This is a genomic window from Nonomuraea sp. CA-143628 (genome assembly GCF_050942315.1).
Classification (GTDB): Bacteria; Actinomycetota; Actinomycetes; order Streptosporangiales; family Streptosporangiaceae; genus Nonomuraea.
Map to the genome: position 1 here is coordinate 12,667,365 of NZ_CP192072.1, position 16,995 is coordinate 12,684,359.

Sequence of the window (16,995 nt, forward strand, 5' to 3'; positions counted from 1 at the left end):
TGCTCCTACCGTAACCGATCACCCGGCGCGTTAGACGACCGCATCCACCAGCAGCGCGATTCCGAAGATCGCGAACACCGCGGCGGCTCCATACCTGATCGCCTTCTCCGGCAGGTGCTTGCCCAGCAGGCGCCCCACCACGATCGCGAGGGCGTCGGCGGCGACCATGCCCACCGTGGACCCGATCCAGGTGCCCAGCCAGCCGTGCTGCGTCGCCAGTGTGATGGTGGCCAGCATGGTCTTGTCACCCAGCTCGCTCAGGAAGAACGCCACCGTCACCGCGACCACGGCGTTCCTGGTGGTGCGCCGGGCCTTGCTCGACTCCTCGTCCGTCAGCTCGTCACCGCGCAGCGTCCACAGGGCGAAACCCAGGAAGGCGAGGCCGGCCACGACGGAGATGGCGGTCGTGGGCAACGCGTCGCCGATCAGCCCGCCCACCGCGACGCTGACCAGGTGCACGGCGGTCGTCGCGATCGTGATGCCGGCCAGCACCGGCCAAGGCTTGAAACGGGTGGCGAACGTCATCGCCATGAGCTGGCTCTTGTCACCCATCTCGGCCACGAAAATGACCGCGAGGCTGATCCAGAACGCTTCCAACTGTCCTCTTCCGCGCAACCGAGCCGGAAGCAGGCACCCAGGGAGTTTTCGGGCACGACTTCGGCCCGGCAGCGTCTTGATCCATAGCTACCAGGCCGAAGGTCTCGTCCGCCCGTACAGGCCCGCGTGACCGGGCGCGCTAGCGCGCCAGCATGTCGATCACGCGATTGGGACTACTCCCCTTCGGTAATTCCGAACAACCATAACAGCGGCTCTCCGGGACCTATTCCAGCGAGCAGCCGACCAGCACCGGCTCGTTGACGAGCGTGACACCGAACTTCTCCAGCACCCCGTCACGCACCTCCCCGGCCAGCAGCAGCAGGTCGGCCGTGGTGCCCGTGCCGTTGGGGTTGGTCAGGGCCAGCGTGTGCTTGGTGGAGATGCGGACCGGGCCGCGTTCGTAGCCCTTGGGGTAGCCCGCCTGCTCGATCAGCCAGGCGGCGGGCACCTTGACCAGGCCGTCCGGCATGTCCCAGCGCGGATGACCGGGGGCCCGCGCCGCCAGCTCCTCGGCCTCGGCGGCCGACAGGACCGGGTTGGTGAAGAACGACCCGGCGCTGCGGGTATCGGGATCGGCCGGATCGAGCACCATGCCCTTGCCGCGCCGCAGCTCCAGCACCGCTCGACGAGCCTGGTCGAGCGGCACGCGGGCGCCCGGCTCGACGCCCAGCCGGGTGGCCAGCTCCTGGTAGGCCACGGGGCCCGACAGCTCCGAGACGTCGAGCGCGTACGTCACGCCGAGCACCACATGCCGCGCCAGATCCCGCTTGAACGCGCTGTCGCGGTAGGAGAAGCCGCACTGCCGCGCCTCCAGGTCGACCACCTGCCGCGTCCTGCGGTCGTAGGCGCGTACGCACCTGATGGTCTGGGCCACTTCCTGGCCGTAGGCGCCGACGTTCTGGATCGGGGTCGAGCCCACGAGCCCCGGAATGCCGGACATGCACTCGATGCCGGACCAGCCCTCGGCCACCGCGCGGGTGACCAGTCCGTCCCAGTCCTCCCCCGCCTCGACCGTGACCAGCACCTCGTCACCGTCACGGGAGACGGACACGCCCTGGGTGACGACCCGGATGACCAGCCCGTCGAACCCCTCGTCGGCGACCACCAGGTTGCTCCCGCCGCCGAGCACCAGGGTGGGCTGGGCCTGCCGGTCGGCCTCGGCCACGAGGGAGACGAGGTGCTCCGCCGTACTGGCCTCGACGAATTCGCGGGCGGGGCCGCCCAGCCCGAGGGTGGTGTACGGCGCGAGGTTCTCCATGGGGCACAAGCTTATGAGGCCCTCGGCGGGGCTTTCACTCTTGGGGCGCCTCGGGCTCGTGCAGGCGGCGTACGGGAAGGCGGTCGGAGGGCACGACCAGCTCGCCCTTGAGGGCCATGGAGAGCTCCAGGTCGGCGTTCTCCCCGTCGCGGGCGTCCTCGGGCAGCGCGCCGATCGCGGCCGACCTGCGTACCGCCATCAGGTCGCCGCGCAACGCGCGCACGCGCCCCGGCCCCGCCTCGTGCCATCCCGCGCCGATCAGCTGCCGCTCCAGACCGGCCCCCGGCGCCTCCTGGCCGTCCGGCGGTCGCTCCAGGCCGTGCCACCCCGCCGCGACCGCGCCGTCCGCGACCGCAGCGACGAGCGGCGTGAGCGCGTCGCCCGTCAGTACGACCGAGGTCTCCATCAGTACGTGCACCTCTGACGTGTCGAGGCGCAGCAGCTTGGCCCGGCAGGCACCCCACGTGGCCGAGCCACCCCGCCAGTGCGGGGCCTCGGCCACCCGCCACTCGGTGATCCGCTTCGGATGGCGCAGGGCCAGCTCGTGCAGCACCTCACCGGCGCCGTCAACGTCGCCCAGGTCGAGGGCCAGGACATGGGCCTCGGTGTGCTCAAGTACCGACTCTATGGACGCCCGTACGTCCTCCGGCCGGCCGTCGACGATGAGACTCACAGACGCCGTGACGTCGGCGGTCGCCACCCGCTGCCGCTCGTCGGCGACGCCCGCCGCGTCGAGCCGGTTGGCGGCCAGGCTCGCGTCCCAGACGCGCTGGGCGTGCAGCATGTCGTCGCCCGGATCGCCCCGCTGCTCTGGGTCACCGGAGAAGCCCAGCTCGTCGGCGGGATTGGCGCGAGCGCCTCTTGGCCTGGCCCCCGCGGTGCCGACACCCGTCGCCGCGCCCGCGCCGCCGGCCGTGTCGCGGCCGCCGGTCGTGTCGCGGCCGCCGGTCGTGTCGCGGCCCGTGCCGACGGCGCCCGCCACGTCCTCGGTCCTGACGGGACCCAGGTGGCCGGGCGGCTTGTCGGTCACCGCGGAGACCGGGATCGATGCGACCGTGGGCCAGATCCTGCCTTGGTGCGGAGCTGTATCCATAGGCTCCCGCGTACCCGAGAGCCGCCCCGCCTATCATCCGGCCGAGCTCGTTGCCCTACGCGAGTTGAACCACCGCGCGAGCCTTGGACAGCACCCGGGTGTCGCCCGCCCTGGCCGTCAGCCCGACGACCACCCGCTTGTCCGGCAGCTTCTCCTCCACGACGCCGCTGATGGTGATCGTCGCACCCTCGTCGTCATCGGGCACGACCACCATCGAGGAGAACCGCACCCCGAAGTCGACCACCGCGCCGGGATCGCCCACCCAGTCGGTGACGAACCGGCCGCCCTGCGCCATCGTGTACATGCCGTGCGCGATGACGTCGGGCAGCCCGACCGCCTTGGCGAACCGCTCGTTCCAGTGGATCTGGTTGAAGTCTCCCGACGCTCCCGCGTACATCACCAGGTTGAGCCTGCGGACGTCGTAGCCGGTGGCCGGGATCTCGTAGCCGACCTCGATCTCGTCGTACTTCACCGTGGCAGTCATCTCAGGCCGCCCCTCCGCGCTCGACGATCGTGTTGTACGTGGTGCAGACCGGCTCACCGGAGACCGTGCTGATGTCGCTTCGCACCGTCAGCAGTTCGTTGCGCCCGGCGCTGCGGATGTCGGTGATCGTGGAGCTGGTGACGAGCTCGTCGCCGGCGTAGATGGGGCGTACGTACTCAAAACGCTGCTCCCCGTGGACCACCATGGCCAGGTTGAGGCCGAGGTCCGGATCGGCCAGCGCCTCGCCGCCGCTCTGCAGGCTGAACACGATGGGGAAGGTCGGCGGCGCGACCACATCGGGATGCCCGGCGGCCTGGGCGGCGTCCCGGTCTCGGTAGATCGGATTGCCGTCACCGATCGCGGCGGCGAACTCCCTGATCTTCACCCGGCTGACCTCGTACGAGGACTTGGACGCGTACGTCCGGCCCACGAAGTCGCGGTTCAAGGCCATCTGTGCTCCCTCGCATGTCCGTTACGCAGACGCTAACAGAACAAGGTTCGGCTGTCGCCGGGATGACCATGACTTTGCCGCAGTGACGGGCGGCGAATTCCACCGCCATGGCGGCTGGCGACTTCCGCAACCGAAACGGCCAGCAGACACGACAAACCGACGCCCTGATGCAGGACGCCGGTTGTGCGTTTGGTTAAGGCCAGGAGAATGCCCCCGGCGAGACCGCGCTCGGAAAAGAGCTAGCGGGTCTCGCGGTGCGCGCGGTGGCAGCGGCAGTTGGGGCAGTACTTCTTCAGCTCAAGCCGATCCGGGTCGTTGCGCCGGTTCTTCCGCGTGATGTAGTTGCGGTGCTTGCACTCCTGGCAGGCCAGCGTGATCTTCGGCCTAACGTCGGTGGCAGCCACGTGGGAGTGCCTTTCTACGTTTGGGACTGGGACATGCCCAAGCCCAGGTCGGCGACCTGGGGAGGGGCAGTAGCGGAGGCCGGACTTGAACCGGCGACACAACGATTATGAGCCGTTTGCTCTGCCTGACTGAGCTACTCCGCCTTTGAGCCGGACGAACGACCCCGGCCCGTAGAGGATACCTGACCTGGGGAGCACATACGTAATCGACCAACCCGCCCAAGCTGGCCAGCGAGCAAGCTTAGCAGCCGGGGTACGGCGGGCAAAATCCACGCACAACGAGAAACGCCCAGCTCCGCGATTTCGCAGGTCTGGCGAATTGCCTCGTCAGTGTGCGAAGGAGGCATACCAGCCCGCAGATACGGTTGCGGGCTGCGGAACATGTTCGGGAAACGCGGCACGTCACCGTACGCGTCCGCTGCGACCGCAGCCGGCGACCATCAAGGGGCCGAGGCGCTCCTGACGGCGACGGACATCCAGACGATCAACCCGGTGAGGGCCATGATGGCGATGATGATCAGTGCAGGAAAGTACCAGCCGGGAAAGAGCAGCCCGAGATCGAGATCGCCAGAGGGATACAGCACAGTGACATAAGTGGCCAATACGGCCAGGGCCAGAGTCAACAGGTAGACCACGCTGGTGGCCGTGCACAGCACGAGGCCACCGGCGGTCGATCGACGATTCAGCCGACCACCCAGCGCGGCGAGCAAGGCCGCCTCGACGGCGAGGATGAGGGTGATGCTGAGCGTCACCTGCCGCGCCCACGCGATTTCCCCGTCCAGCCGGTGTAGCAGCACGGGGTCTTCGAGCTCCGTCGGGTGGGCGGCCAGCTGGAGCGCGATCAGGGTCGCCGCGGCGTACAGCAAGGGCGCTGCCAGGGCGCACAGCAGAGCGGGTGAGCGTTTCAGATGGCGTAGGACCATGATCGATCAGACGGCTGACTCCAACTGAGCGTTCCGCGACGGATCAGCTCTACGTACGTGCTTGAGATGGCGATCATCTCGGCCAGTCGCAGATGTAGCGCGCTTGGCAATGGGCGGGTCCGACTCGGGTGAGGCGGCGAGCCATGCCGACCTGTTCCACTGCTGGAAGTACCAGTACACGGCCTGCCAGGGCGTTCAGGCCTTGGGCCAGTCCTTGCGCGCCGCCACGTACGTGCCGCGCATCGGCACCGTGAACACCCACCCCTGCTCGCGCAGCAGAGCGACCGCCCGCCTGACAGTGCCCTTCGCGAGGCCGTACTGCTGCATGAGCGTCGTCTCGCTCGGAATCGGGAAGTCAGGCCGGAGTTCGCCGGCGCGGATCCGTTCGGCGATCTCGGCGGCGACCCGCTGATAGGGCGACGTCGTCTCGGTGACGCGCGGCTGGTCTTCGGGACCGGCGAACGAGCCGACGCCACGGACCGTGTAGACCAGACCATCGTCTCGCAGCATGCGGATGGCTTTCGTCGCGGTGATGCGCGACACCTCGAACTCGGCGACGATCTGGTGCTCGCTGGGGATGGCGTGGCCAGGCGGGATCGTCCCGCTGGTGATGCGGCGCCTGATCTCATTGGCGACCTGCCGATAGATCGGCACAGGCCCCTCACGGTTGAGCACGCTCGCGACGATAGGTGAGCTATATCATGCCCTTTTGTTCCACTACATGCTCCTTGTTGATTGCAGTCAACCATCTAACTGATTTATAGCAATCCCTAGACCAGACAGGGCAAGTGGACGTACGGTCAAGACATGGCTGCTCCTGAACCCGCGCCTGACCTCCCCCTAATGACCTCGACCGCCCTCCGGGTGCCGCACGTCGTCGCCTACAGCGAGGAGACCGTCTCGCTGGCTCTCACCGTCCTCATCGACACGTGGGCGTTGAGCGGGCGGCGACTGTCGTACATCGACCCTGCGGCGAGCGACTGGGGCCTGGCGTCCTGTGGGCCCGGCAGCCGTCGCACCGCCTTGGGAGGCCCCAGTACGACGAGCTGCACACGCTGCGGCAGAGGGAATGCATGCTGCACCGACTCTGCCAGGTGTGCGCCAAGCCCGCGCTGAACCCCGATACCGGGCGCCTCCCCTGGGTTTTCCACGAGAAGGTACACGCCGCGTCCGGCCACCTCAGCAAGCCGCCGACGTGCCTGCGGTGTATCCCCGGGGCGCGAGCCGCGTGCCCACGCCTCCAGCAGGAGGCCCACGTCTACACTTCGCCCGACTATAAGCCGTGGGGTGTGAAGGGAATCGTCTTCTCCTCCGGCGGCCCGGCTCGCCAGGACGTCCCGCTGACGGACCACGCCACGCTGGAATTCACGCTCGCCAGGGCCCTCATCGTGCATGTATCGGATCTGCGGCCCGAGCGGGCCCCGTAGACAGCCCGGCCTTTGCCGCCTGGAGGGGACGAGCGAGGGCCGGGCCTCACTCCATAAATCCAGGTAGCGCCTCGACCAGTAGCGTGTCGCGTTGCTTCTCCGCCGGCGGCTCGAACTCGACGGCGTACACCAGGCGAGCCTACTGACCGCGCTTGATATGTTCCCGGAGATCGGCCTCAACGGCGTCATCCCACCGCGTGGCGCCAGGCGGGCGTTCTCCCCGCTCGTAGTACTCCGCTGCGCGCTCTCCAGCCTGGAGGGTCTCCGCGTACTCGTCCGGGTCGGCCTTGAGGACGGCGGCCATCCACCAGCGCGTCTGGAACTCCTGGATGGGTGCCAAATCGTAGGAGACCTTCGCCTGGTCCAGCGCAGTCCGGTATTCGCGGTCGAACAGCGCGTGGTCCTCGGCCGACAGCGCGGCACGGATGACTTTGGGGCTGCGGTCATCCTTGAGCGATGCCCGGACCTCCTCGGGCGTACCGCGTGTGCCATGCGGCTGAGCGCTCACCGGCCGCCCTCCTCTCGCTGCCCTTCGAGGCTACCGAGTCCAGCGGGCACCTGCCCGGTCGTCGCGCATAACGAGAAACGCCCGACTCCGCGATTTCACGGGTCGGGCGAATTGCCTTGTCAGTGTGCGAGCCCCCAAACGGAATCGAACCGTTGACCTTCTCCTTACCATGGAGACGCTCTGCCGACTGAGCTATAGGGGCCTGTCCGGCGCTGCGGACAGGTGTAACCATACACGGCCCTCAGCGATGACGCGAACTCGTCAGCCCCACTAGCCGACCGCCTCATAACCCCGCTGGAACGGCAGCTCCACGACCTCGCAGAGATCGGCTAGATCGACGTGCCGGGCCACCTCCGCGACCGACACGCAGTCGGCGACGGGAACCCCGTTCCTGCGCACCCGGAGCACCTGTCGCCCGTCACGCTCGGCGAGAACAACCTCGTAGCCGTCTAACCCAACCCATCGCCTGTCCATAGCGGCACACAGTAGCTCCTGGGTCTCTCAATTTCCGATAGGCGACATGCGTTACACGCCATACCGAGTTGCTACTGCGTCTACGCATCTAGGTTGTGGCGAGTGCCGATTCGATACCGGGCAGTAAGCAATCAGAAGGTTCTGTGACGCTGGGTGATACGTGCTGATCAGGCGTCGAGTGCGACCGGCGGCATCCAGAGGTTGCCGGTGAAGGCGCGGTGGATCGCCTCGAAGGCGCTCAGCCCGTGCTTGCGGGCGCTATCGAGGTAGGAACGGATGGTCAGCCGGTGCGCGGCACCGTCTTCGGATTGATGGCAGCCGGAGATCTTCACCTGCGTCTTGACCGGCCGCAGCGCGCTCTTGACCGGCGGCTACTTGCCCGGACGGACGAAGGTGTCGCTGGACGGCGGTAACGAGGAGTTCCCCGAATTGCGGTTCTGCCGGCGTTCCAGCTCGGCGACCTGGGCGGTCAGCCGCTCCACCGTTGCTTCCAGCTTCGCGATCGTCTCGCGCTGAGCCTCGATCGTGGCCATCTGCCGGACCACCAGCGATGCCAGCTCGTCATATAACGGACGGCGCTCCGGGGTCTTCGGCGCCCAAAGATCATCGCACCTCGCGGACAGCCCTCACGCCAGCAAGATCGAGAGCTACTGAATGCCTACGTTTGTATTCGCTTGAATCTGCCGTCTTGGAAGGAATCAAGGTCGCCCGGCTTGGTAGAGACTCCGCAGAGTCGTCTGTTGGCTTCGGGTGATCAGCCGAGGGAGGGCAGGCGGTTGATTCGCACGACCGCGACCTGCACCATCGACTCCACGATGAAGTAGACGACTTCGATGCCTTGGTGTGTCAAATGTGCGCATCGCGATGTCTTCTTGTGTGTCACGCTTCAGCTTGGTGCCGTTGTGGGGTACCAGCCGCAGCACATCGTAGACCTCCATGAGGGCGGAGAATTCACGATCATCGAGCGCTTCGGCCTGTGCCTCGGCCACCTTCCCGACCAAGACGATCGTGTAGGCCACTACCGGGTCACCGGGTAGCCGCGCTGGGCGGCGAGGTCGGCCAGGTCACGGGTGTGTACCTGCTCGCCGCGGCGGAGCTGTTCGCGGAGTTGGAGGACTTGCGCCCAGTCGTCGCGGTCGCGGTTGGCCGCGATCGCAGTCTGCCACCAGCGGGTCAAGAACTCATCCAGCGCCGCCATCGCTACGGTCGGCCGACTGGTCAGTTCGGCGTATTCCGCTTCGAACTCGGCGACGTCGTCGGGGTGAAACAGCGCGGCACGCACCGCCGTGAACGTCCGGTCGATCGGCGTGTCAGTGCCGGACTCATGTGGTTGAGCGGTCATCGACTACTCCTCGACTGGATTCCTGTGCATGCGCTCTTGGCCTACCTCGCAGGCACTTCTGGTTGGCGGAAGGCTACGCGCCTGCTGGGACGGCGGCAGCAAGCAGCCCCGCTGCGCGCCGTCCCCGATCCGATCACTGATCCAGGGCGAATCGCCGACCTGCCAGGTCCAGCCACGGGCTGGCGGCACCGCAGTCCGCCCAGTCGATGATCCCCGCGACGCCGCCTTGAGCGATGCGACCCCCGGCTCACCGGAGACGAGTCGCGTCACCAGGTGAGGGATCTCCGCGTCCGCCGCGCCGGCGATGACCGCGGGGACCGGAACGCCCCTCTCCGACATGGATCTCAAGGCCCATAACTCCACCTCGACTTCACGCGCGGCGGCGGCCTTGAAGACAGCGCGTGCCCCGGACTCCAGGGTCACTGCGGCGACCGTGTTGGCCGCGAATCCAGACAGCGGCTCATACCCTGTCACGCGTTGGGACAGCAAGCGCTGGATCACCTCACCATCGATGCGCCCAGCATCGCTCACAACTACTGGCTTCCTCTCACTCCCGTCGCAGGGTAGTCCGGATGGTACACACTGAGGTCAGTAGCGGTAGAAGCCCGCGAGATCCTTGATCCGTCGGATGTCGTCGACGCGTACCGAGGCCCCCGTCTCAGGGGCGTTCATCATCTTGCCGTGGCCCAGATAGACGCCTACGTGGTGGGTCTTAACGGTGTTTTTGGTGATTTTTCCGAAGAAGACGAGGTCGCCTGGTTCGGCCGAGCCGACTCGGCGCAGCCTGCGTACGTGGGCGTCGGTGGTGCCGGGGCCGAGTACGTCGGCGCCGAAGGCTCGGGCGTACACCCACCTGGTGAAACCCGAGCAGTCGAGCCCCCGAGTCTTGGCCGCCGGGCAGGGGCGCGTCTTTCCCCGGTAGCCCAGGCAGGTGCCCTTCGACGGTCCCGGATCCGTAGCGTGGCCGCCTCCCCAGGAGTAGACGACGCCCCGCTGCTGGATCTCGTACGCGATTCTGACGATCGCCGAAGGAGCGGGGAACCGCAGGAGCGGCACCGACGCGGTGGCGGTCAGCAGGATGAGGGCGATCGCCACCCAACGCCATCCCGATGCCGCCGCTAACCCTCGCAACCTAGGCATCGGGATTTATTCTGCTTTATCGGGCGCCCCGGCGAGCAGCGCGATAGGCCCCGACCGGCGGACCCGGTCTATCGGGCCGTCAGAGTGAGGTTCACCGAGCCGACCGTGACACGTATGCCGACCTTGCCCTTCCCCTTGGTCTTCGAGTTCGTGGTGAAGGTCAGTGTCGTCTTCTGGCCGCGTCCGAGCTCGGCGACGTCGCAGCGCACCGCCGTACCGCTGAAGTCGCAACCCGGCGCCCGCACCACCCGCTGGCCGCCGAACGCGCGCCCGGACACCTTGACGTGCGTGACGCTGACCGGTCCCGTGTTGGACACGGTGACCGTGTACGTCTTCCTGTTCCTGGCCAGGCCGGAGACCGTCACCTCGGCCGGCGGGTTGGCCAGCTCCGCCAGTTCGCCCTCGGAGCCGTTGAAGGAGTTCTGGCCGCCGGCCAGCGTGCCCTTCTCGGCGGACTGCCAGAACGTGTGCCGCTCCCAGCCCTTGGGCAGCTCACCGGGATCGCCGCCCCAGCGGGCCAGCCACAGCGGGTGGGCGCCGAACTTGCCGGAGTCGCCGGTGCACGTCTGCCACCAGGCCCGGGTCGTGTAGATGATCGCCTGGCGGCCGGTCTGCTCCCGGTACTTCGCGGTGAACGACTTGATCCAGCCGACCATGTCCTTGTGCGACAGACCGTAGCAGCCGTCCTTGCCGTTCTTGTCCTTGTACGGGTTCTCCTCCAGGTCGAGCACTCCGGGCAACGTTCGCCCGTCGATCTTCCAGTCCCCGCCGTTCTGCAGGAAGAAGTCGGCCTGGGCGGCGCCGTCGGACTCGTGCGGCTGCGCGAAGTGGTACGCCCCGCGTAGCAGTCCGGCCTCCGCCGCGCCGTCGTACTGGGCGTCGAAGGAGGGATTGCGGTAGTCGGTCCCCTCGGTCGCGTGGACGAACGCGAACTTCCCGCCGCCGGACGCGACGGCCGGCCAGTCGATCTCCCCGGTCCAGTTGCTGACATCCACCCCGGTGACCCCGTCGGCGGCCCACGCGGTGCCGGTCGTCCCGGCCGTCGCGACCGCCGCCAATAACAACAACAGACGTTTCACGCGGGAGATCATCGCCGAGCGCCGAGCGGCCTCGCAAGAAAATTCTTATATCGGTATAAAACCGCATTTCAGCGGCCGAAAATTGGTCATCCACAGGGTGTGTACGAGATGGCGTTTTCGCAGGTCAGAGCCGTTTATGAACGTCACTTTCACGTTTGCCAAACCGCCTTTACTGGGCTCAAGCTGATTCCGATCCTCAATCGAGCCCCCGACCTGGGGTTTCTTCGCCATGCCCGGAGGAGAACGACCATGATCCACGCCCGGGGACTGACCCGAGTGTTCAAGTTGAAGAAAGAGGCCGTCGAGGCCGTACGCGGCATCGATCTCGATGTGGAGGCCGGCCAGCTGGTCGCCTTCCTCGGCCCGAACGGCGCCGGCAAGTCCACCACCCTCCGCATGCTGACCACCCTGCTACCGCCCACCTCCGGCACCGCCACCGTGGCGGGCCGGGACATCGCCCGCGACCCCGCCGGCGTACGCGCCCGCATCGGGTACGTCGGCCAGAAGAACAGCGCCGGCGAGAACTTCCGCGTCCGCGACGAACTCGTCACCCAAGGCCGCTGCTACGGCCTGGCCCCCGCGGAGGCGGGCAGGCGCGCCGACGAGCTGCTCGACCTGCTCGAACTGCGGCCGCTGGCCCAGCGCAAGCCGGGCACGCTGTCAGGCGGCCAGCGCCGTCGCCTCGACATCGCGCTCGGCCTCGTCCACCGCCCGGGGCTGCTCTTCCTCGACGAGCCGTCCACCGGCCTCGACCCCAAGAGCCGCGCCGAGGTCTGGTCGCACATCCTGCGGCTGCGTGAGGAGTACGGCACGACGCTCTTCCTGACCACCCACTATCTCGAAGAGGCCGACAGCATGGCCGAACGCGTGGTGATCATCGACAACGGCGAGATCATCGCGGACGGTACGGCAGAAGGACTCAAGAACGACCTGGCCGGAGACCGCATCACGATCACCACCGTGACGGAGCAGGAAGCGGCCACCGCCGCCGGGATGACCAGTGAGGCGGCGGCCGAGGTCGAGGGCACGACCGTGCGGCTGCGCGTCGCCAACGCGGCCACGGCCCTGCCCGAATATCTGCGCACCCTGGAGGCGAACGGCGTCAAGGTCGCCACCGCCGAGACCGCCCGCCCGACCCTCGACGACGTGTTCCTCACTCTTACCGGGAGAAGTCTCACCGATGACGACATTCCTTCGTGACACCGCGACGGTCTTCACCCGCGAAATCACCCCCGCGCTCCGCGAGCCCGTCGGGCTGTTGTTCTCGATGGGGCAGCCGCTGCTGTTCCTGATCCTGTTCGGCTCGCTGCTCGATGGGGCGATGGGCTCATCTTGGCAGTGGTTCGTGCCAGGCATTCTCGTCATGATGTGCCTGATGGCGCCCATGTCATCGGGCTATCTCATGCTGGTCGAGTTGCTGGGCGGCTCGATGGAGCGGCTGATGGTCACCCCGTTGAGCCGTACGGCGATGCTGGTCGGCAGGACGATGAAGGAGATGGCGGTCCTGTTCTGCCAGGCCGTGCTGATCATCCTGCTGGCGCTCCCGCTGGGCTTCCGGCTGTATCCGGCGGGCGTGCTGGGCGGGCTCGCGATGTTGATCGTGCTCGGTGTCGGGCTGGGGGCGCTCTCGTTCGTCCTCGCGATCAAGTCGGCGCCCAGCGGAAACCTGTTCTACGTGGTCACCCAGGTGGTGCTCTTCCCGGTCCTGCTGTTGTCGGGGGTGCTGCTCCCCGTGGAGACCGGGCCCGCGTGGCTGCGGGTCATCGGACAGATCAACCCGATCTCGTACATCGTCGAGGCCGAACGCGCCCTCTTCGCGGGCGACCTCACCAACCTGTCCATCCTGTACGGCACTGCGGCCACCTGCCTCATAGCCGCGATCGGCCTCTGGCTGGGCAACCGGGCGATGCGCCGGGGCGTGTAATTTTCAAGGACTGATCGCCAAGAACAGGAACGCGGCGAACAGCACCAGATGCACGCCGCTCTGCAGCAGCGTCGCCCGCCCCGGCACCACCGTGAGCGTCGTCACGACGAAGGTCAGCCCCAGCAGCACCAGATGCGTGGCGCCGAGGCCGAGCACGAGCGGCCCCGTCAGCCAGATCGAGGCCACCGCGATGGCCGGGATCGTCAGCCCGATGCTGGCCATCGCCGAGCCCAGGGCCAGGTTGAGGCTGATCTGGATCTGGTCGCGCTTGGCCGCGCGGACGGCGGCGATGGTCTCCGGCAGCAGCACCAGCAGCGCGATCACCACGCCGACCACCGCCTGGGGCAGCCCGGCCGACGAGACCGCCAGCTCGATCACCGGCGACTCGACCTTGGCCAGGCCGACGACCGTCACCAGGGCCACCAGCAGCAGCCCGAGGCTGATCATGGTGGCCCGCGTCGAAGGCCGCGGCGCGTGCTCCTCAGCGGTGGCGGGCGCATCCCCAGCGGTGGCGACCGGCAGGAAGTAGTCGCGGTGCCGTACGGTCTGGGTCAGCACGAACAGCCCGTACAACAGGAGCGACACCACCGCCGCGAACCCGAGTTGCGCGGCGGAGAAGGCGGGCCCCTTGGCGCTCGTCGTGAACGTCGGCAGCGCGAGGCTGAGCGTGCTCAGCGTCGCGACCGTCGCCAGCGCGCCGCCTGTGCCCTCGGCGTTGAAGACCGCCACCTTTCGCCGGAGCGTTCCGCTGAGCAGTGACAACCCGACGATGCCGTTACAAGTGATCATGACCGCGGCGAACACCGTGTCCCGGGCCAGTGACGCCGAATGCTCGCCACCTGAGATCATCAGGCTGACGATCAGCGCCACCTCGATCACCGTCACGGCCACGGCCAGCACCAGCGATCCGAACGGCTCGCCCACCCGGTGCGCGATGACCTCGGCGTGGTGCACTGCGGCCAGGACAGCGCCGGCGAGCAGCACGGCCAGGATGATCGCCAGGACGAGCGGGAGTTCGCGACCCCATGCCAGGGCCAGAGCGAGGAGCGCCAGCAGGGGAACGACGACCATCCACTGTCTCGTTATGTAACGAAGCATATACAGGGTGTTGCCCAATCTTCCGGAGTTACCACCGATCATGCCTTGTCATCCGTTTTGGGGTGAAATAGACCATGGATCAAGTGATCGCGACGGAGACCGTGCCATGGATCCCGACAGCGCACCGGCTGGAGGTCGTCCTGTCCTCGCGACTGCCGCCGACCGGCCAGATCACCACGGCCTTCGCCGTCGTACGGGACGACGCCGACAGGATGCTGCTGACCTGCGTCGACCGGGTGGGACGCGGCTGGGACATCCCCGGCGGCCACCTCGAACCCGGCGAGTCCCCCGTGGACGCCGCCGTCCGCGAGCTGGCCGAGGAGACCGGGCTGGTGCTGGCGCCCGAGAAGCTGTCCGTTTTCGCGTGGTTGCGGATCGAACTGACGGGGCCGGTGCCCGATGGATACCGCTATGAGGCGCTGACGAACCTGGTGATGTTCCAGGCGCGGCTCGACTCGCCGGGGCCCGCCGTACGGCCCGCTCCGGGGTCGGAGAGTACGCGGGCCGCCTGGCTCCCGGCCGAGGAGGTGGAACGGTTGTGCGCCGGGCGGAGCTGGCTGATCGCGTACCGGACGCTCTAGCCGTTGCAGACGCTTCGTTCAACGGATTAACCTGGCCCTATGCCCAGGGGAACCTCAGAAGTCAGCGAGCCGATGTACTTCGTGCTCACCGCGCTGCGCGGCGGACCGCTCCACGGACACGCGATCAGCAAGTCGATCAAGGAGCTGTCCAGCGGCCGGGTCCAGCCCTCTGTCGGCACCCTGTACGGCATCCTTGAGCGGCTCAACGAGCGAGGCGTGATCGCCGTGGACCGCGAGGAGACGGTCAACGGCCGCAACAGGCGCTACTTCAGGATCACCGACGAGGGCCAGGCGCTGGTGGAAGCCGAGGCGAGACGCATGCAGGAGGCCGCGTCCCTCGTCCTGCGGCCGACCATGTCCGCCTCCCTCGTCCATCGCCTGACCGCATGACCACGCTCGAACGGCGTTACCGCAGGCTGCTGCTGGCCTACCCCAGGCAGTACCGCGCGGCGCACGGCGACGAATTACTCGACGTCCTGCTCGAATCCGCTACCCCGGGACAGTCCGCCCCGGTGCTCAGGGAGGCGTGGGGGCTGCTCCGAGGTGGCGTGCGCACCCGCATCACCCATCAGGCGACGGGCACCGCATGGGCGGACGGCCTGCACCTCGGGGTCACGGCGGTGTCGGCGGTGAACCTGGCCGCGCTGCTGCCGTTCGCGGGCTCGCTGCCGCTGTGGACGCTGCTGTCGGTGCTCGCGCTGCTGGCGGTCATGCGCGGATGGACGCGGACGGCGTTCCTGCTCACTCTCGCCACCGGCGTCAAGGCGGTCTCGATCGCCGGCGGCTGGCAGCCTTTGGACCTCACCCTGCTGCCGGTCTACCCGTCGCCGCTCGCCGAGCGTCCCCTGTTCGAGACCAGCAGCCCGACCGAGGTGGCCGTGGGCTACGGGGTGGTGCTGTCCGGCCTGGCGGTGCTGGCCTGGCGGCGGCACCGGCCACGGGTCCGGTCGTGGTGGTGGTTCGTGGCGGCGCTGGCGGCCTCGTGGGTGGGCCCGTCGTTGCTGCCGGAGGACTCCCGGCTCCCGATCAGCCTGAGCAAGATGGCCGTCGAGGTGGTGGTGCTGGGGCTGGCCGTGGCGGGCGCGTACCTGGCCCGTGACCCGCGCTGGGCGCTGGCCTCGGGCATCTACCTGCTGGTCACGTCGGGCGGTCTGGGCCTGCACGGCGACGAGCTGACCAGGCAGCACCTCGCCTACTGGGGCGTACTGCTCGTGCTGACCCTGGCGACCGCGTTCGCGCCCTACCGGCAGCGGCGGCACGCTCTGGATTGACCATGCTCTGTTAAACGGAGTATGGTCCTCTGCCATGCCCAAGAGATCCCCTCTTGCTCCTGTCGTGGCAATGGCCGCGCTGGTCGCACTCGGCGGCTGCGGGGGCACCGCCGAGAACGCGCCACAGCCGTCCCAGACGGCGGCGGCCAAGGACAAGAAGCACCTGCTCGAATCGGCCAAGGCGGACTGCATGAAGCTAAAAGGCTTCAAGTATGTCGCCTACGTACAGCCGGAGAAGCAGGACAGCGAGGATGACAAAGCCCGCAACGCTGGCGACTACCCGGCGATGCGGAAATATCGCGAAAAATACGGGTTCGGGGTGTTCGCGATGCACGTCTACCCCAAGGAGATGGGGAACCCGGCCGTCAAGCCCGACAACCCGGAGATCAACCCCAACTGGCAGATCCAGAACTCGCTGTCCAAGGCCCAGTCGACGGCCTACCGGAAGGCGACAGACGGTTGCATGATCGAGGCGGCCAAGAAGGTTCTGGGCAAGACCTTGAAGTCGATGGACGACTACTTCCGCCAGCAGAACCGGGCTTCGGAGCGGGAACTCGCCAGGACCGTCGACAGTGACCCCAAGCTGATCGAGCTGGCCGCCGCCATGGCCGACTGCCTCAAGGGCAAGGGCTACCCGATCGGCAAGACCACGCCGATGGCCATGGCCCGGCAGGGGCAGCAAGTGTTCCTCGCTCAGGAGGACAAGCTGGGCCGGCAACAGCTCGACGACGTGCCCGACGTCGCGCCGCCGGTCAAGGAGGGCGAGATGCCCATGACCTACTCCCCCACGCTCACCCCGGCCGAGGCCCGACCCTACCTGGACAAGGAGATCAAGGCGGCCCTCGACGATCTGGAATGCGGCAAGGACTTCTATCCGGTGTACCTGCCCAAGGAGACCGTCGCCGGTCAGCGGGTCGCCGAAGAATACGGTATGTGAGGCC

23 protein-coding genes and 2 tRNA genes are annotated in these 16,995 nt (G+C 67.7%); 7 read left to right on the plus strand and 18 right to left on the minus strand.

From position 1 onward, the window contains the following. Window positions 1–30: 30 nt before the first annotated feature. The 9 genes from ACQP2T_RS57500 to ACQP2T_RS57540 form a co-directional block, all read right to left on the minus strand. Window positions 31–597 (minus strand): TMEM165/GDT1 family protein, encoded by a 567-nt coding sequence (locus ACQP2T_RS57500; protein ID WP_357959194.1) that lies wholly within the window; start codon window positions 595–597, stop codon window positions 31–33. A 223-nt stretch (window positions 598–820) separates the two neighbouring features. Then, entirely contained in the window at window positions 821–1,855 is a 1,035-nt protein-coding gene (locus tag ACQP2T_RS57505; protein ID WP_433513138.1) for a UDP-N-acetylmuramate dehydrogenase, read from the minus strand. A 34-nt stretch (window positions 1,856–1,889) separates the two neighbouring features. Continuing rightward, window positions 1,890–2,948, minus strand: coding sequence for a hypothetical protein (locus ACQP2T_RS57510; RefSeq protein ID WP_433513139.1), 1,059 nt, complete (start codon window positions 2,946–2,948; stop codon window positions 1,890–1,892). A 55-nt stretch (window positions 2,949–3,003) separates the two neighbouring features. Further along, window positions 3,004–3,432 carry a MaoC family dehydratase gene (locus ACQP2T_RS57515; RefSeq protein ID WP_433513140.1) on the minus strand — a complete coding sequence of 143 codons (429 nt, stop codon included), beginning with the start codon at window positions 3,430–3,432 and terminating at the stop codon, window positions 3,004–3,006. A gap of 1 nt (window position 3,433) precedes the next feature. Further along, a complete protein-coding gene (locus tag ACQP2T_RS57520) occupies window positions 3,434–3,883 on the minus strand; it encodes a MaoC family dehydratase N-terminal domain-containing protein (RefSeq protein WP_433513141.1) in 450 nt (149 codons plus the stop codon). A gap of 239 nt (window positions 3,884–4,122) precedes the next feature. Further along, window positions 4,123–4,287 carry a 50S ribosomal protein L33 gene (rpmG, locus tag ACQP2T_RS57525; RefSeq protein WP_019632658.1) on the minus strand — a complete coding sequence of 55 codons (165 nt, stop codon included), beginning with the start codon at window positions 4,285–4,287 and terminating at the stop codon, window positions 4,123–4,125. A 70-nt stretch (window positions 4,288–4,357) separates the two neighbouring features. Then, window positions 4,358–4,431, minus strand: a tRNA-Met gene (locus ACQP2T_RS57530). Between the two features lie 296 nt (window positions 4,432–4,727). Beyond that, on the minus strand, window positions 4,728–5,153 hold the full coding sequence (locus tag ACQP2T_RS57535; protein ID WP_433513142.1) for a hypothetical protein: 426 nt from the start codon (window positions 5,151–5,153) through the stop codon (window positions 4,728–4,730). A 252-nt stretch (window positions 5,154–5,405) separates the two neighbouring features. Continuing rightward, window positions 5,406–5,885 carry a GntR family transcriptional regulator gene (locus ACQP2T_RS57540; protein ID WP_433513143.1) on the minus strand — a complete coding sequence of 160 codons (480 nt, stop codon included), beginning with the start codon at window positions 5,883–5,885 and terminating at the stop codon, window positions 5,406–5,408. 614 nt (window positions 5,886–6,499) lie between these two features. On the opposite strand from ACQP2T_RS57540, the gene ACQP2T_RS57545 reads away from it, so the two are divergent. Next, complete coding sequence (locus ACQP2T_RS57545; protein ID WP_433513144.1) at window positions 6,500–6,637, plus strand: hypothetical protein; 138 nt, start codon at window positions 6,500–6,502, stop codon at window positions 6,635–6,637. 139 nt (window positions 6,638–6,776) lie between these two features. Here the strand turns inward: ACQP2T_RS57545 and ACQP2T_RS57550 are convergent, their stop codons facing one another. The 8 genes from ACQP2T_RS57550 to ACQP2T_RS57585 all read right to left on the minus strand — a co-directional run bounded on the left by ACQP2T_RS57550 (window position 6,777) and on the right by ACQP2T_RS57585 (window position 11,180). After that, a complete protein-coding gene (locus tag ACQP2T_RS57550; RefSeq protein WP_433513145.1) occupies window positions 6,777–7,145 on the minus strand; it encodes a DUF6247 family protein in 369 nt (122 codons plus the stop codon). A 129-nt stretch (window positions 7,146–7,274) separates the two neighbouring features. Beyond that, window positions 7,275–7,347: transfer RNA gene (locus tag ACQP2T_RS57555), tRNA-Thr, on the minus strand. Between the two features lie 68 nt (window positions 7,348–7,415). Next, entirely contained in the window at window positions 7,416–7,619 is a 204-nt protein-coding gene (locus ACQP2T_RS57560; RefSeq protein WP_433513146.1) for a transposase, read from the minus strand. Between the two features lie 167 nt (window positions 7,620–7,786). Further along, complete coding sequence (locus tag ACQP2T_RS57565) at window positions 7,787–7,951, minus strand: hypothetical protein (RefSeq protein WP_433513147.1); 165 nt, start codon at window positions 7,949–7,951, stop codon at window positions 7,787–7,789. A gap of 39 nt (window positions 7,952–7,990) precedes the next feature. After that, complete coding sequence (locus tag ACQP2T_RS57570) at window positions 7,991–8,152, minus strand: DUF6444 domain-containing protein (protein WP_433513148.1); 162 nt, start codon at window positions 8,150–8,152, stop codon at window positions 7,991–7,993. 485 nt (window positions 8,153–8,637) lie between these two features. Further along, window positions 8,638–8,961 (minus strand): DUF6247 family protein, encoded by a 324-nt coding sequence (locus tag ACQP2T_RS57575; RefSeq protein ID WP_433513149.1) that lies wholly within the window; start codon window positions 8,959–8,961, stop codon window positions 8,638–8,640. Window positions 8,962–9,549: 588 nt separating this feature from the next. Beyond that, the gene (locus ACQP2T_RS57580) at window positions 9,550–10,056 is read right to left on the minus strand and encodes a C40 family peptidase (RefSeq protein ID WP_433513150.1); all 507 of its coding nucleotides are present in this window, start codon (window positions 10,054–10,056) and stop codon (window positions 9,550–9,552) included. Window positions 10,057–10,169: 113 nt separating this feature from the next. Next, a complete protein-coding gene (locus ACQP2T_RS57585; RefSeq protein WP_433513151.1) occupies window positions 10,170–11,180 on the minus strand; it encodes a lysozyme in 1,011 nt (336 codons plus the stop codon). A gap of 249 nt (window positions 11,181–11,429) precedes the next feature. On the opposite strand from ACQP2T_RS57585, the gene ACQP2T_RS57590 reads away from it, so the two are divergent. Next, window positions 11,430–12,380: an ATP-binding cassette domain-containing protein gene (locus tag ACQP2T_RS57590; RefSeq protein WP_433513152.1), complete on the plus strand. Its 951-nt coding sequence runs from the start codon at window positions 11,430–11,432 to the stop codon at window positions 12,378–12,380. Beyond that, window positions 12,361–13,104 carry an ABC transporter permease gene (locus ACQP2T_RS57595; RefSeq protein WP_433513153.1) on the plus strand — a complete coding sequence of 248 codons (744 nt, stop codon included), beginning with the start codon at window positions 12,361–12,363 and terminating at the stop codon, window positions 13,102–13,104. The genes ACQP2T_RS57590 and ACQP2T_RS57595 overlap by 20 nt, the downstream gene beginning before the upstream one ends. A gap of 3 nt (window positions 13,105–13,107) precedes the next feature. Here the strand turns inward: ACQP2T_RS57595 and ACQP2T_RS57600 are convergent, their stop codons facing one another. After that, window positions 13,108–14,175 (minus strand): calcium:proton antiporter, encoded by a 1,068-nt coding sequence (locus ACQP2T_RS57600; protein ID WP_433513154.1) that lies wholly within the window; start codon window positions 14,173–14,175, stop codon window positions 13,108–13,110. A 101-nt stretch (window positions 14,176–14,276) separates the two neighbouring features. Here ACQP2T_RS57600 and ACQP2T_RS57605 point away from each other — a divergent pair, with 101 nt between their 5' ends. Genes ACQP2T_RS57605 through ACQP2T_RS57620 form a run of 4 tightly spaced genes read left to right on the plus strand, consistent with a single transcriptional unit; the run spans window position 14,277 to window position 16,991 of the window. Continuing rightward, on the plus strand, window positions 14,277–14,783 hold the full coding sequence (locus tag ACQP2T_RS57605) for an NUDIX hydrolase (protein WP_433513155.1): 507 nt from the start codon (window positions 14,277–14,279) through the stop codon (window positions 14,781–14,783). Window positions 14,784–14,822: 39 nt separating this feature from the next. Beyond that, a complete protein-coding gene (locus ACQP2T_RS57610) occupies window positions 14,823–15,173 on the plus strand; it encodes a PadR family transcriptional regulator (RefSeq protein ID WP_433513156.1) in 351 nt (116 codons plus the stop codon). Next, window positions 15,170–16,054, plus strand: a complete 885-nt coding sequence (locus ACQP2T_RS57615) for a hypothetical protein (RefSeq protein WP_433513157.1) — start codon at window positions 15,170–15,172, stop codon at window positions 16,052–16,054. The genes ACQP2T_RS57610 and ACQP2T_RS57615 overlap by 4 nt, the downstream gene beginning before the upstream one ends. A 34-nt stretch (window positions 16,055–16,088) precedes the next feature. Further along, window positions 16,089–16,991 (plus strand): hypothetical protein, encoded by a 903-nt coding sequence (locus ACQP2T_RS57620; protein WP_433513158.1) that lies wholly within the window; start codon window positions 16,089–16,091, stop codon window positions 16,989–16,991. The last annotated feature ends 4 nt before the right edge of the window (window positions 16,992–16,995 follow it).

Bases quoted from the DNA above. Each gene is read 5' to 3' on its own strand.
- ACQP2T_RS57610 (WP_433513156.1), top strand. From the start codon at position 14,823: ATGCCCAGGGGAACCTCAGAAGTCAGCGAGCCGATGTACTTCGTGCTC.
- ACQP2T_RS57595 (WP_433513153.1), top strand. From the start codon at position 12,361: ATGACGACATTCCTTCGTGACACCGCGACGGTCTTCACCCGCGAAATC.
- ACQP2T_RS57510 (WP_433513139.1), bottom strand. From the start codon at position 2,948: ATGGATACAGCTCCGCACCAAGGCAGGATCTGGCCCACGGTCGCATCG.
- ACQP2T_RS57515 (WP_433513140.1), bottom strand. From the start codon at position 3,432: ATGACTGCCACGGTGAAGTACGACGAGATCGAGGTCGGCTACGAGATC.
- ACQP2T_RS57620 (WP_433513158.1), top strand. From the start codon at position 16,089: ATGCCCAAGAGATCCCCTCTTGCTCCTGTCGTGGCAATGGCCGCGCTG.
- ACQP2T_RS57590 (WP_433513152.1), top strand. From the start codon at position 11,430: ATGATCCACGCCCGGGGACTGACCCGAGTGTTCAAGTTGAAGAAAGAG.
- ACQP2T_RS57600 (WP_433513154.1), bottom strand. From the start codon at position 14,175: ATGGTCGTCGTTCCCCTGCTGGCGCTCCTCGCTCTGGCCCTGGCATGG.
- ACQP2T_RS57575 (WP_433513149.1), bottom strand. From the start codon at position 8,961: ATGACCGCTCAACCACATGAGTCCGGCACTGACACGCCGATCGACCGG.
- ACQP2T_RS57560 (WP_433513146.1), bottom strand. From the start codon at position 7,619: ATGGACAGGCGATGGGTTGGGTTAGACGGCTACGAGGTTGTTCTCGCC.
- ACQP2T_RS57505 (WP_433513138.1), bottom strand. From the start codon at position 1,855: ATGGAGAACCTCGCGCCGTACACCACCCTCGGGCTGGGCGGCCCCGCC.
- ACQP2T_RS57520 (WP_433513141.1), bottom strand. From the start codon at position 3,883: ATGGCCTTGAACCGCGACTTCGTGGGCCGGACGTACGCGTCCAAGTCC.
- ACQP2T_RS57605 (WP_433513155.1), top strand. From the start codon at position 14,277: ATGGATCAAGTGATCGCGACGGAGACCGTGCCATGGATCCCGACAGCG.
- ACQP2T_RS57570 (WP_433513148.1), bottom strand. From the start codon at position 8,152: ATGGCCACGATCGAGGCTCAGCGCGAGACGATCGCGAAGCTGGAAGCA.
- ACQP2T_RS57615 (WP_433513157.1), top strand. From the start codon at position 15,170: ATGACCACGCTCGAACGGCGTTACCGCAGGCTGCTGCTGGCCTACCCC.